This window comes from Conexibacter arvalis (assembly GCF_014199525.1).
GTDB classification, from domain to species: domain Bacteria; phylum Actinomycetota; class Thermoleophilia; order Solirubrobacterales; family Solirubrobacteraceae; genus Conexibacter; species Conexibacter arvalis.
In genome coordinates this window covers 223,490-237,083 of the sequence record NZ_JACHNU010000008.1, presented here as the reverse complement: position 1 = coordinate 237,083, position 13,594 = coordinate 223,490, and the positions used below count along the sequence as shown (strand labels likewise).

At 69.3% G+C, this 13,594-nt stretch carries 8 protein-coding genes; 2 read left to right on the top strand and 6 right to left on the bottom strand.

The window, feature by feature from the left end; all coding sequences use genetic code 11:
- Positions 1 to 240: 240 nt before the first annotated feature.
- On the bottom strand, positions 241 to 726 hold the full coding sequence (locus BDZ31_RS25215; RefSeq protein WP_221243248.1) for a MarR family transcriptional regulator: 486 nt from the start codon (positions 724 to 726) through the stop codon (positions 241 to 243).
- A 199-nt stretch (positions 727 to 925) separates the two neighbouring features.
- On the opposite strand from BDZ31_RS25215, the gene BDZ31_RS21905 reads away from it, so the two are divergent.
- Positions 926 to 2,101, top strand: a complete 1,176-nt coding sequence (locus tag BDZ31_RS21905; protein WP_425492749.1) for an NADH-quinone oxidoreductase subunit D — start codon at positions 926 to 928, stop codon at positions 2,099 to 2,101.
- Between the two features lie 171 nt (positions 2,102 to 2,272).
- Here the strand turns inward: BDZ31_RS21905 and BDZ31_RS21900 are convergent, their stop codons facing one another.
- Positions 2,273 to 2,851 (bottom strand): DapH/DapD/GlmU-related protein, encoded by a 579-nt coding sequence (locus BDZ31_RS21900; RefSeq protein WP_183345142.1) that lies wholly within the window; start codon positions 2,849 to 2,851, stop codon positions 2,273 to 2,275.
- Between the two features lie 157 nt (positions 2,852 to 3,008).
- On the opposite strand from BDZ31_RS21900, the gene BDZ31_RS21895 reads away from it, so the two are divergent.
- A complete protein-coding gene (locus tag BDZ31_RS21895; RefSeq protein ID WP_183345140.1) occupies positions 3,009 to 3,941 on the top strand; it encodes a hypothetical protein in 933 nt (310 codons plus the stop codon).
- Positions 3,942 to 4,008: 67 nt separating this feature from the next.
- Here BDZ31_RS21895 and BDZ31_RS21890 read toward each other — a convergent pair whose 3' ends face one another.
- The 4 genes from BDZ31_RS21890 to BDZ31_RS21875 all read right to left on the bottom strand — a co-directional run bounded on the left by BDZ31_RS21890 (position 4,009) and on the right by BDZ31_RS21875 (position 13,508).
- A complete protein-coding gene (locus BDZ31_RS21890; RefSeq protein WP_183345138.1) occupies positions 4,009 to 7,107 on the bottom strand; it encodes a type I restriction endonuclease subunit R in 3,099 nt (1,032 codons plus the stop codon).
- Positions 7,104 to 8,327, bottom strand: coding sequence for a restriction endonuclease subunit S (locus BDZ31_RS21885; protein ID WP_221243246.1), 1,224 nt, complete (start codon positions 8,325 to 8,327; stop codon positions 7,104 to 7,106). The genes BDZ31_RS21890 and BDZ31_RS21885 overlap by 4 nt, the downstream gene beginning before the upstream one ends.
- Positions 8,317 to 9,885, bottom strand: a complete 1,569-nt coding sequence (locus BDZ31_RS21880; protein WP_183345134.1) for an N-6 DNA methylase — start codon at positions 9,883 to 9,885, stop codon at positions 8,317 to 8,319. The genes BDZ31_RS21885 and BDZ31_RS21880 overlap by 11 nt, the downstream gene beginning before the upstream one ends.
- Positions 9,886 to 10,142: 257 nt before the next feature.
- On the bottom strand, positions 10,143 to 13,508 hold the full coding sequence (locus BDZ31_RS21875) for a TM0106 family RecB-like putative nuclease (RefSeq protein ID WP_183345132.1): 3,366 nt from the start codon (positions 13,506 to 13,508) through the stop codon (positions 10,143 to 10,145).
- Between the last annotated feature and the right edge of the window lie 86 nt (positions 13,509 to 13,594).

The window sequence follows — 13,594 nt, the reverse complement described above, 5'->3', positions numbered from 1 at the left end:
ACCTACAACCATCGCCGCCCACACGGCGCCCTCAGCCACAAGCCCCCGGCAGCCCGCCTCCGCGAGCTGAACAACCTGCTCAGCACTTACAGCTAATGCATCACACGCCATCCCTCGAACGTCGTAATTGAATTCCGATGCGTCGCCGCATCGATTGATGGCGTGAACGTCGCACCTTTCAGGTGTGCGACGGCGCGGTCGGTCGTTTGAGGGTGAGGGGCCGCAACGTCGCGCCGGCGATCAGCGCGCAGGGATCCTCGCGGCCGCCTGCTGCGCCGCGCGGGCGTCGCGCATCAGGCGCTGGAGCAGCGCGACGAGCCGGTCGGCGTCCCGTCTTGGCCAGCGGGCGATGAGCAGGCCGACGAGCTCGATCCCGGACGCGCGCAGCGCGTGCGCGACGCGGCGGCCCTTGGCGGTCAACGTGACGCGGACCGCGCGGCGGTCGGTGCTGCTGGTCGTGCGCTCGATCAGGCCGTTGCGCTCGAGTCTGGCAAGCACCTTGCTGACGTTCGAGGCGCTCATGTGCAGCGGCGCGGCGAGGTCGCCGGCGAGCAGTCCGTCGGCGTGGTCGATCTCGACGACGGCGAGGAACTGGGCGGCGTCGAGGTCGAGCCCGGCGTGGTCGGCGACCGCCTCGAAGGCCGTGTCCGCCGACCACTGTCGGACGAATTCGAGCAGCACGTCGTAGAGGACGGCGGCGTTGTCGAGCTGCGGGGCGGCGGGCACGCGCCGATCCTAGACGGCTGGAGCGCCGGTGTCCGCCGAGCGCGGCCGGCGAGGGGCGAATGCTGTCGAGCCGACAGCATTCGCAACGGGTTGATACTGTCGTCGCGACATTAAATTGGATGGAGGGCCCGTGAGCGGACTCAGCGACTACCGCAAGCAAGAGGAGTCGGTCTCCTATTCCGCCGAGGCGACCGGCGAGATGGGGCTCGAGCAGCAGCTGATGACGGTCAACATGGGCCCGCACCACCCGTCGACGCACGGTGTGCTGCGGTTGATCCTGACGCTCGAGGGCGAGATCGTCCGTGACCTCAAGACGATCATCGGCTACGTCCACACCGGCATCGAGAAGACGGCCGAGCAGAAGTCCTATTGGAAGGTCATCCCGATCGTGGAGCGGATGGACTACCTCGCCTACTACTTCAACTCGTACGCCTATTGCGGCGCCGTCGAGAAGCTGCTGGAGGTCGAGGTGCCCAAGCGCGCCCAGTACCTGCGTGTGATCCACATGGAGCTGAACCGCATCGCGTCGCATCTGCTGTGGCTCGCCACCAGCTGCGTCGACCTCGGCGCGATCGGCATGTGGTGGTACGCGCTGCGCGAGCGCGAGCAGGTGCTCGACCTGTTCGAGATGTCCTCGGGCCAGCGCATCCACACCCGCTATTTCCAGGTCGGCGGCGTGATCGAGGACATCCCGGTCGGCTGGGTCGAGCGCGTGAAGCGGTTCACCAGGACGATGCGCCACCGCTCCGAGCAGTACGCGGCGCTGCTGGACGACAACGAGATCTTCCTGCAGCGGATGCGCCACACGGGCGTCGTCGACGAGCAGACGCTGCTCGGCCTCGGCGTCACGGGGCCGCTGCCGCGCGCGACCGGCAACCCGTGGGATCTGCGCAAGGCCGACCCCTACTGCTCCTACGAGGACTTCAGATTCAAGATCCCGGTCGGGACCACGGGCGACAACTACGATCGCTACCGGGTTCGCCACGCCGAGATGCTCGAGTCGTGCGAGATCGTCGACCAGGCGCTCGACGGGCTGCCCGAGGGCCCGTTCATCACCGAGGACCGCAAGGTCGCGCTGCCGCCGCGCCATGAGCTGGCGACGTCGATGGAGGCGCTCATCCACCACTTCAAGCTGGTGACCGAGGGCTTCCGCGTGCCGCCGGGCGAGGTCTACTTCCCGATCGAGTCGCCGCGCGGCGAGCTCGGCTGTTTCGTGCGCTCCGACGGCTCCTCCAAGCCGGCGCGCGTGCACATGCGCGACCCCTCGTTCTCCAACCTCCAGGCGCTGCCCGCCGCCGCGCGCGACTCCTACATCGCCGACCTCGTCACGACGCTCGCGATGCTCGACCCGATCCTTGGCGGGGTCGACCGCTGAGGAGCGCTGCGGCGTCCGAGCGCCCGCTCCGCTCGCCGCGGCGCTAGAGCTGTTCGCGGCGGCGGTTCGGACTGTCGCGGACGTGCCGGCGCGCTCGCGCATCGGGCGGTCTCGCCGACGCCCCGCTTGCGCGGGCCGGGCCACGTCGCGCCGTCGGGTCGTCTCGCAGGCTCAGAGTGCGCGGATCGCCCGAGCCGGGACGCCGGCGACGAGCGTCCGCGGCGGAACGCTCTTCGTGACGACGGCGCCCGCGGCCACGACGGCGTCCTCGCCGATGGTGACCCCCTGCAGGACCGTCGCGCCGGCGGCGATCCACGCCCCGCGACCGACGCGGATCGGCGCAATCGTGATCTGCGAGCGCCGGACGGTCGGGTCGAGCGGGTGGCCGGAGCTGATCAGCTGGACGTTCGGACCGATCATCACGTCGTCGCCGATGTCGATCCCGCCGAGGTCCATCGCGGTGCAGCCGTGGTTGACGAACACGTTGCGCCCGAACCGGAGGTTGCGGCCGCCATCGGTGTGGAACGGCGGCAGCACCCGAACCGACGGGTCGACCTCCGCGCCCGTCAGCTCGCCGAGGAGCGTCCGCATGGCGTCGAAGTCGCCGGGCCGCAGCGCGTTGAGGCGGCCGAGGATCTCCCACGCGCGTCTGATCTCCGCCGACGCCGCTCGCGACTCCGGCGTGCCGGATCGGATGACGGTGCGGTCCTGCGCTGGGGCCAGCGGTCGATCGAGGTCGGTTCTGGACATGCGGGGATTCTCGCGAGGCGGGATCGCGGAGGCGGCGTGCCGCTCGCTGATGCGAACGCCGTGTCAGGTGCGGCACCGGCGAACCGACTGCTCGGGCGAGATGCCCCGACCTCTCTCGCCACTCGAGGTACGCCGGGTACGGCGCGACACGGCGATCGTGCTCGACATCCTCGACGGTGACCGACGCGACGAGCGTGCGCGGCGATCGCGTGCCGTGCGGGCAGCGGAGATCCTCGCGGACCTCGGCGCGCCAGAGGCGGCGCGGCTCGCCGGCGGCTTGCTCGCAGCGGTCGGCGGCGTCCTGGAGGTGCGGGCCGATGCGACGAGCGCGGAGCTCGGGTTCGCCGGAGAGATCGCGGTCGCTCGGCGCAGCGCCTTCTCAGGCGAGCGCGACTTCGGCGCCTACGAGGTCAAGACACTGCTGGCGCGTGACGAGAACCGAGCGTTGCGATTGTTCGGCTGGCGCGCGGAGCGCCGCACGCTGGGGGAACTGAGGCGTCACCGCTCGATCGGGGAGCTCGGACTGCCGCTGGTGACGGTCGCGGGCGAGGGCGAGCGGGCAGGGCTCCTGCGCACGCCACGGATGCTGTTCGTCAGCGATGAGCGCGGCGGGATCGTGTGGCGGCGCGCATGGGCCGCGTTCGAGGAGCAGGTCGAGCAGCGCGTCGGAGCGGTGGTGATGCTCGGCACGCGCACCGGGGCGCCGCGCGCCGATCGCCGCCGGCTCGAGATCGTGCGTGCGACGGTGATGTGGCAGCCGGAGCCGCAGCGGCTGGCGGAGTTGATCGATCGCGGTCACGCCGGCCTCCTGGTCGACGACGGCTTGGCGCTCGCGGTTCGGCGCTCGATGCTGCCGAGCCTCTACAGATGTGTCGTGATCGTCGAGAGGCGAGCGCTGACGACGCGTTCAGTGCTCACGCTGCGCCGTCCGCGGCGCGCCGCCGGCCCGGCGCTCGACGGCTACGCGCAAGCTCGAAACGAGCAACCGCGCAGGTGGCGTCGTCACATCCCGATGCAATGCGCCTGCTGCCGCGGCCCGCTCAGCTGGTCGGCTGGCTGCACCGTTTGCCGCGACGGTGTCGCGTTCTGACGGCGGCGGCACGGTCGCGGCGTGACGGTGTCGCGGGGACCGGCCGCAACCGGCGCCGCCGCCGCGGTCAGAGCATGCCGTCTGCCAGCTCGCCGTCGATCTCGGGATAGCGGCGGTAGAGCACCTTGGCCTGCTGGAACACGCGTTCCGCGATCCCGTCGATGCCGCCGTTGCGCTCGGGCACTGCGAATCTGTGTCTGCGCAGGAGACGCTTGATGCTCGCCCGCACCTTCGCCTCGAGATTCGCTCGCTCGGTCCAATCGACGGCGAGCTCCCGTCGCACCTGCTCGACGATCGATCTCGCGAGGTCCTTGAGCCGCGGGTCGTCGACCCAGTCGTCGCCGGCGCTCACGATCGCGTCGTAGAAGGCGGTCTCCTCCCGGGACAGACCCAGCGCGTCGTTCCGAAGCGTCTGGCTGCGGATGCTCTTCGCGAGGTCGACCATTCCCTTGATCACCTCGGCTGAGGTGAGCTGCTGCTCGTTGTAGCGGGACAGCAGGGCGCCCAGCTCGTCGCTGAAGCGCTTGTGCTGCGTGCGGTTCGTCGAGAGCCGAGCTCTGATCTGTCCGGCGAGGAGCTTCTTGAGCAGGGCGATCTGCAGCTCCGGCCGTCTCACCTTCGCTCCGAGGTCGTCGAGGAACTCGTCCGAAAGGACCGAGATCTCGGGACGCTCCTCGCCGGCCATGGCGAAGAAGTCGATGATCTCGCCGCCAGAGAGACCGTCTGAGAAGAACTGCTCCACCGCTCGACGCGCCTCGGGCGACGCGCCGCTGCCACCGTCGGAACCGTCCGTCCGTGCGAGACGCAGGTACTTGGCGACCGTCGCGAAGAAGTCGTGGTCGTACCGCTGTTCGGTCGACGGCTCGTTCGGGGAGACGAGCGCGAACCACTTGGCGTACTGGGCTTGCTCGTCGAGGAACCGTCTGCTGCCGTCGTCGTCCAAGACGAAGCGCGCGACGGATTCCTGCGTCGTGAGCGCAAGGGTGGTCGCGCATTCGGCATGGCTTGCGTCCTCCGCCGCGCGGAACGCGATGCCATGGAGGAGGTCGCACATGACCTCGTGCTTCTCCACGAGGTGGCGGCGTGCGACGTCCAGCGGGATGACGACGTCGTCGACGTCACCCTGGGCGTAGGCCTTCAGCCCCGCTCGCAGGTCGTCGCCGATGCCGATGTAGTCGACGACCAGTCCGCCGGGCTTTGCTTCGAAGACGCGGTTGACGCGGGCGATCGCCTGGAGGAGCCCGTGGTCGCGCATCGGCTTGTCGATGTACAGCGTGTGGAGCACCGGGGCGTCGAAGCCGGTCAGCCACATGTTCTTGACGACGATCACGCGAAGCGGCGACTCCGGGTCCTTGAACCGCTTCTCCAGCGCCTTCAGTTGCTGCTTGGACTTGCGGAAGTCGCTGATCGGGCTCTCGTCGGTCGCAGACGCGTTCATCACAGCGTCGACGGCCTCGTCGCCGAGCCGCTCGCGCAGCCGCAGCGCGTACTCGCAGGCGGTGCGGCGGCTGTATGCCACGAGCATCGCCTTCCCGGGGAGTGTGCGGCACCGGTCCTCGAAGTGCGCGACGAGATCGTCGACGACACGATCGATGCGATCCGGCGCGCCGATGATCGCGTCCATACGGGCGAACTCGCTCGTCGCCTCGGTCTGCGCCTCGTCGGTCTCCTGATCGAGGATCGCCTGAACACGCTCCATCTCCTCGCGGTTGGCGGCGACCGGCACCTGGCGCGATTCGTAGTAGATGGGGACGGTCGCGCCGTCCTCCTGCGCCTGCGCCATCCGGTACACGGAGATGTAGTCCCCGAAGACGTTCACCGTGGAGCGGTCGGCGCGCTCGATCGGCGTCCCGGTGAAGCCGATGCGCGTCGCGTTCGGCAGCGCTCGCGTGATGTTCTGGGCGAGCGTTCTGTACTGGCTGCGATGCGCCTCGTCGGCGACGACGATCACGTTCTCGCGCGAGGAGATGACCGGCATCGGCCCTTCTTCTCTCTCTCGGCGACCGAACTTCTGGATCGTCGTGAACACGATGCCGTTGGCCGGGACGTCGAGCAGCTTGTAGAGGCTGTTCGGGTCTCGCTTACCGTTGATGCTCTCCGCCTGGTCCACGGCGCTTCGCAGATGCTCCTGGCGGCTGAACGTCTCGGAGAGCTGGTTGTCGAGGTCGTTCGTGTCGGTGACGCAGACAATCGTCGGGTTGGCGAAGCGCCGGTCGCGGCGCAGCTTCGTCACGTAGAAGACCATCGAGTAGCTCTTGCCGGCACCCTGGGTGTGCCAGACGACGCCAGCGCGGCGGCTTTTGTCTGCCATTGCCTCGGCAGTCGCCGCCACCGCCCGGTTGACGGCATCGACTTGGTGGTACTTCGCCATCACCTTCCAGGTCTTCACGCCCGAGCTTTCGAAGAGCACGAAGTTCCGGATGAGATCGAGCAGGCCGGCCGGTGAGAAGACGCCGCGGATGAGGATTTCGAGCTGTGAGCGCTGTCTGGACTCCTCGGGGTCCATCGACTTCCACTCCGCGAAGTGCTCGGCCGGCGTAGTGACCGTGCCCACTCGCGCATGGAGGAGGTCCGAGACGCCGATCACCTCAACGTAGCGGTAGAGCCCGGGGATGGTCTTGCTGTAGTGGTGGACCTGGTTGACGGCCTTCGTCGGCCCGTCCTCGTTCAGCGCCGGGTTCTTCAGCTCGAGCTGCCCGAGTGGCAGCCCGTTGACGTAGAGCAGGACGTCCGGCCGCCGGTTGTGGCCGCCCTGCACGATCGTCAGCTGATTGACCGCTGTGAACTCGTTGTTCGATGGGGTCTCCCAGTCGACGAGCTTGGCTCTCGTCGACCGCTCACCGTCCTGCTCGTCGATCCACGTCACGTGAACGCCGGACAGCAGCATGTCGTGGAATCGCTTGTGATCGACGATCAGCGCCGGGTGCTCCGACGTCATCGTGAGATCGATCACCCGTCGCGCCGCTTCAGCCGGAAGCTCAGGGTTGAGCCGCGCGACCGCTCGTTCGAGCGTCGCCCGCAGCACCACGTCGCTGTCGAGCTGCCGTTCGGGAGCGTCAGGCGCCGCGATCAGCTCACTGCCGTGCTGGTATCCCCACCCGGTCTCTTGCAGCCACTCGAGTGCCGGCTTCTCCGCGTACGCGTCCTCAGACACCTTGCCTTTCATGCCAGCGCCTCGATCGCCGCCCCCACCTGCTCCTCGGGGTCGTTGGACAGCGGGACGCGAATCTGGCCCGAGACGAGCTTGGGGAGGAGGGCGTCGCGGATGGCGGTGAGGGCGCGCGATTCCCGCAGCAGGGTCACACGCTGCGCGAGCACCCGATTGGCGAGCGAATCCCAATCGTCTCGCGCGCCTGGTTCGACGAACGGCACCGATGCGGCGAGGACGTCAGACGGTCTCACGCGCTGACGGCTTCCTGTTGTGCCCGAGATCGCGCCGAGCAGTTGATCGTAGAACGACCGATCGAATGCGACGCAACCGAAGAGCCATGCAGCGTCTCTCTGCCGATGAGGGGTGAGAGCGACGAACTCAGGCGAGCAGACGGCCGTTCCGACGCCGTGGCGCTCTGGCCACCAGACACGTTTCGTAGTGGGGTTGAGTTTCGACACGAGAACAACGGACGAGGGCGGAAGGAGGGTCTTGGCGCTCGCCATGGTGCTGCCGCTACAAACCTCAGGTCCCATCCCCGCATCGAATGCTGGGATGCTGAATTGCTCAAAGATCTCTGAGGGTGTATCAGTTGGCTGGATGCGCGTTCTCAACTCGTCCGCGATCTCGGAGAGAGCGACGCGTCGTGAGGCCTGCCCTGCGATACGCGCGAAAGCCGTTTGGACCATGTCCAAGCTGCGGACGGCCAACCTGCGATTACTTTCGATCTTGTCGTCCAGGGGTTCCAGGATCGAGGCAATCGCGCGTTGCTCACTTAACGGAGGCAGCAGGACCCTTAGCGCGCGAACGTCACTCACGTTGAGGTGTGGAACAGTGGATCCTTCGGCAACACGTCGCATCTGATGTTGCAGAGGCGGTGAAGTCAGCAGAGCCTGCAAGAACCGCGCGTCCGTCTGTGGGCCCGGCCGGAGAAGTACCGTGCGCTGACCCAGACAGACGCGCGCATTCCCAGAAACGCGTGCAACGGGTCCGACAGGAGCTTCGCGACAGAGAATGAGATCATCTTCTCTCGGGACCGCTCGTGCTGTCCAAGCCCCGTACGTGGTCTGATCAACGGGGCGTGCCGCGGACAAGTCAATCCGTCCATGCACGACGGCTCTCGTCCCGACCGCGTACCCGAACGGCTCATCCTCAGTTACGGGCGCGGTTCTGTGTGGGCAATCGACGATCAGGGCGCAAGCGGCGGCCAGCGTCGTGCTCCGTCGTTCACTCGACATAGCCCACCTGCCTCAACGCGGCCCGCACCTCGCCCGCGAGCCGAGCATTCTCGAGCATCTCGGCCTCCAGCCTCTCGACCAGCTCGGCCATCCGCTCCTCGAACGCGATCTCATCCTCTTCCTCCTCCGGAGCGCCGACGTAGCGGCCGGGGGAGAGGGTGAAGGTGGCGGCCTCGACGTCGGTGAGCCTGACGGAGGCGGCGAATCCGGGCTCGTCCTCGTACTCGCCGGCGCCGGCTTGGCCGCGCCAGGCGTGGTAGGTGTCGACGATGAGCCGAAGCTCCTCGTCGCCGAGCTCGATCTGGGTGCGGCTGATTCTCTGGCCCATCGAGCGGGCGTCGATGAAGAGAATCTCGCCGCGGCGGTCGCGCTCTCCGCTGGACGCCTTGTTGCGGTCCAGGAACCACAGGCAGACCGGGATTCCCGTGGTGTAGAAGAGGCCGGAGGGGAGGGCGACGATGCAGTCGACGAGATCGTCTCTGATCAGCGCTTCGCGGATGGCTCCCTCGCCTGATCTCGTCGACGTCAGTGAACCGTTCGCGAGCACGAAGCCGGCGCGGCCATCAGGCGCGAGGTGGGAGGCGAAGTGCTGGATCCATGCGTAGTTGGCGTTGCCGTCCGGTGGCAGGCCCCACTTCCACCGCACGTCGTCCTTCACGCTCGACGCGCCCCATCTCTTCTGGTTGAACGGCGGATTCGCGATCACGAAGTCCGCCTTGAGCGTCTGATGCTGGTCGTCGAGCAGGGAGTTCGCGAGCTTGACATCGCCGCCGAGGCCATGGATAGCGAGGTTCATCCGACCGATGCGCCAGGTCGCCTGGTTCATCTCCTGGCCGTAGATCGACAGCTCCTCCGGGCGTCCGGCATGCGCCTTGATGAAGGCGGCGGACTGGATGAACATGCCGCACGAGCCACAGGCCGGGTCGAAGATCCGGCCTCTGTACGGCTCGAGCATCTCGACGAGCAGCCGCACGACGTTGGCGGGCGTGTAGAACTCGCCGCCGCGGTGGCCCTCTCTGCGGGCGAACTCCTTGATGAAGTACTCGTAGACTCGGCCGAGCACGTCACGCGCCTCGTCGGGATCGTCGCCGAACCCGATCTGCGCGATTGTCGAGACGAGCTTCCCGAGCGTCTCGGGGCTCATTGCCGCGCGGGCGTAGATCTTCGGCAGCGCGTCTCTGAGCGGGGGGTTCTCCCGCTCGATCACCTCGAGCGCTCTGTCGATCTGCACGCCGAGATCCGGCTGCGATCCGAGCGCGAGGATGGCGTCCCAGCGCGCCTCGCGCGGGACCCAGAAGACGTTCTCGGACTCGTACTCGTCGCGCTCCTCGAGCAGCGCGGCGCGGTCGGCCTCGTCGTCGAGGAACCACTCGGTCTCCGGGTCACGGCTGAGTCGGTCAAGCTCGGCGCGGCGAACCGCGAAGGTGTCCGACACGTATTTCAAGAAGACGAGACCGAGCACGAGGTGCTTGTACTGCGCCGACTCCACGCTGCCGCGCAGCGCATCGGCGGCGTCGAACAGGATCTTCTCTTCCGGTATGTCGGCGTGCTGCTTCACGGGCGTCCCTGGTCGTTGGCCGGCGCATTCTCGCGCGTGGGTGAGGATCGGCGCTCCGTCACGTTTGCCGCGAGGCCGGCGACCACCGCCTGCGTTCCGACGCCCTGTGTGTCGATCAACGAGATCCCCTTCCGTGGCGCGGCAACTGTTCCGTCAGCTGCCTCTCGCACGTCAGTCGTCGGAAGCGTGACAGATCTGACACGTCCGGTCGAACGCCGACACGCCACGGGAGGCTGACGCCCGGACAGGCCGGCGCATCACGCATCCGTCCCCTCCGCCATCTCCACGAACCGGCACACCCCGTCGACGAGCTCCATGGCCTGAAGCGTGCGGCAGTCGGCGTCGAGCAATGCCGGGCTGTGGACGAGGACGGCGAGGCACTGGGCGCGGGAGATCGCGACGTTGAGGCGGTTGCGGCTGAAGAGGAAGTCGAGGCCGCGGGGGACGTCGTGGCCGGAGGAGCAGGTCATCGCGAAGAAGACGATCGGCGCCTCGCGACCCTGGAAGCGGTCGACGGTGCCGACCTGGACGCCGGCGGGGACGGCTGCGGCGATGCAGTGGACGGCGAGGTTGTAGGGGGCGACGACCATGATGTCGTCGGGCCGCAGCGGACGGACCGCGCCGTGCTCGTCGGTGACGGTGCCGCCGGCGAGCAGGTCGCGGCAGGCCGCGGCAATCGCGGCCGCCTCTTCCTCGGAGGACTGGCTGCGCCCCGCGTGGGCGACGGGGATCGTGCGCAGGCCGGCGCCGCGGAGCATGCCGGCCGCCGCGTCGACGCGGCGCGTCGCGCAGGCTGGGCGTGAGCGGAGACGGCGCTCGTAGCTGCGTTCGCTGACGAAGGCGCAGACATCGGGGTGCATGCGCCAGCTCTCGGTCAGCAGGACGCCGCGCTCGGGCGGGATCGTGTCGGCGCCGGCGAGCAGGTGCCCGAGCGCGCTGTTGCCGGCGGCGCCGGGATGCTGCGCCTGGGTGACCTGCGGGAGCTGCTGCGGGTCGCCGAGCAGCACGAGGCCGCGCGCACAGGTGCCGGCGGCGACGAGGTCGGCGAGGGCGAGCTGTCCGGCCTCGTCCGCGAACAGGAGGTCGATCGCCTCGCGGTGCTCCGGGCGAGCGAGCAGCCAGGCGGTGCCGGCGACGAGGTCGTAACCCGCGTCGGCGTCTCGGGGCCTGTCGACGACCTCGATGGCGCCGGTGGCGCTCGCGTAGCCGTCGCCCTTGTACACGCCGCGGAATGACACACCTGCGGCGGCGGCGTGATCCTCGACCGCGCGCACCAGGTTCTGAATCGCGGCGTGGCTCGGCGCGGTGATCGCGACGCGCAGGCCCCGCTCGAGCGCCGCGGCGATCATGCGGGCCCCGCGGTAGGTCTTGCCGGTGCCGGGCGGACCCTGGATCGCGAGGTGGCCGCCGGTCGCCGCCAGCTCGAGCGTCGCGCACCGGAGCGCCTCCAGATCGTCGTCGGGCATCCCGCCAGGGAGCGTCGGCGGCTCCCGGCGCAGCAGCGAGCGGACGGCCGCGAAGCTGTCCTCGCCGGCGATCAGCGACTCGCCGACCGCAGCGATCGCTCTGCGCAGCACCCTTGGGTCCACCGGTTTGGACGGGATCAGGGCGGCCGGCGCGGGCGCCGGCTTGGCGCTCGCGCGGCGCAGCACGACGTGGCCGTCTCCGGCCTCGATCAGCTTGTGCGACTCGTCGGTCGCGGGTTCGATCACCGTTCCCGGCTTGAGGCGCTGCTCCTGGGCAGGGAAGGTGAAGCGGTAGTCGAGCGACCGTCTGTGCGGCGTCGGGGCGACGGCGTCGTCGCGGCGCAGGAGGCCGATCGCGTCGGGCTCGTCGACGAGCTCCTGCGGTGTCATCGCTCTCAGCGCGAAGTGCCGCCACCACTGCGGCTTGCCCTCGCGCTGGTGGTAGCGCAGCAGCTGCGCGAGCAGGCGGCGCTCGGCCTGGTCGGCGTCGTCCGCGTCGGGGTCGGCGGGCAGCGGCGCGGTCAGCGCCTGCTCGATCGGCTCGATCTCCTCCAGCCACGCAGGCGGTGCCGGTGGCTCGCTCGGTTCCGGATCGGCGAGGTCGGCGAAGTCGACGCCGAATCTGGCCGCAGCCTCGGGGCGCAGCTCGCGCCAGACCCAGTCGCGCAGCGACAGCGTGGAGCGGCAGTCCTCCTCGTTGTAGGCGCGGATCGCCTCCAGCTGAGTCCCGTCGCCGGATTCGAGCCACCGTTCGTAGGCGACGATCGAGCCGCCGCCCTCGCGGACGCTGCGCTCGAGGCGCTCGAAGCGATGGTGGCGCTCGAGGCGCTTGAGCGAGTACGACTCCTCGCCGACCTGGACGCCCTGGCGCACGACGGCGAAGAGGTCGACGAGGACGCTCTCCTTCAGCAGTGAGTCGACCTCGTCCTCACGCGTGGCGTGCTTGAGCGCAAGGCCCTGGAGCGTCGAAGCCTCGTGCGGGGCGTAGTGGTAGACGTGCATCGCCGGGTGGCTGCGTCGCCGCGCGAGGACGAAGTCGACGAACCGCTCGAGCGCCGCCCGCTCCGCATGGGCGTCGTGGGCCCAGACGCAGTCGTACTCGCCGCCGGCGTCGCACCAGCCCCACAGGTACTCCAGGCCGCCGTCGGCGCCGGCGTACGGATCGCCTTCGAGATCGAAGAAGAGGTCGCCGGCGTCCGGCTCGGGCAGTCGCGCGTAGCCGCGAGCGGGCTCCGGCGAGAGGTGCTCCCGCGTCGGCCGGCCCTCCAGCCGCGAGCGGAGCTGGAGACCTGCCTGGCCGCGCAGCGTCGCGAGCCGCTCGGGGGAGAGCTTCGGCACGCGGACGTCCCCCGGCAGCGTCGCGAGTCCTGCCAGCGTCTCGACGCCCGCCCCGACGAGCTTGTCGCGCTGGTCGCGCCGCGCGCCGGCGACGAGGCTCAGATGGTCGGTCGCGACGAGCCACTCCCGGCATTCGCGCTCGAGATCGCAGATGTCGCAGTGCGAGACCGGCTCGGGAACCGTCGCGGGCGTCGCGCCTTCGACGAGCGCCTCGACGCGGCGGGCGACGCGCCGGTGCAGCGCCGCGTAGCGGGTGAGGTCGACGCGCGCCTCCGTGCCGTCGCCCAAGACGATCCACGCCTCCGGCAGCTCGACGCCCTGCACTTGGCTCAGCAGCCGCGAGTAGAGGCTGAGCTGGTGGACGGCGCCGGGCTTGACCTGCCGGGCCAGCTTCGTGTCGAGCAGCTCGTAGGCGAACGGGCCCAGATCGGAGGGGATCGCGACCCGGCGCAGGAAGTCGATCCGGCCCTGCCAGCGGCCGTCGAAGAGCGTCGCCTGGAAGATCAGCGGCGCGCCGTCGCGCATCGCGGCCGCGGTCGCCTCGGCCGCGTCCCGGAGCGCCTCTGGCGTGCCCGGACTGCGGTCGCGCGTCAGATCGACGCAGGCGCCGCAGGCCTCGCTCAGGCGGGCGAGCTGCTCGCGCTCGTGCTCGTCGCCGCGGCGGCGGATGAGCTCCGTGTGGGGATCGTCCTCGGGGCGGGGGCGGGCGCGCTCCCCGCGGGCGATCGCGAGCTTCTGCGCCGCGAGGTGCCCGCACGCGAGGAAGTCGGTGACGTCGCTGGCCGACAGGCAGATCCGGTCGTCTGGAAAGAGAAGCATCGCGTCTGCAGTCTGCTGGATCGGCGTGAACCTGACATCGGTTGCCGGACCGCGGCGCTTGAGCGGCGGCGGTGCCGGTCATGTCA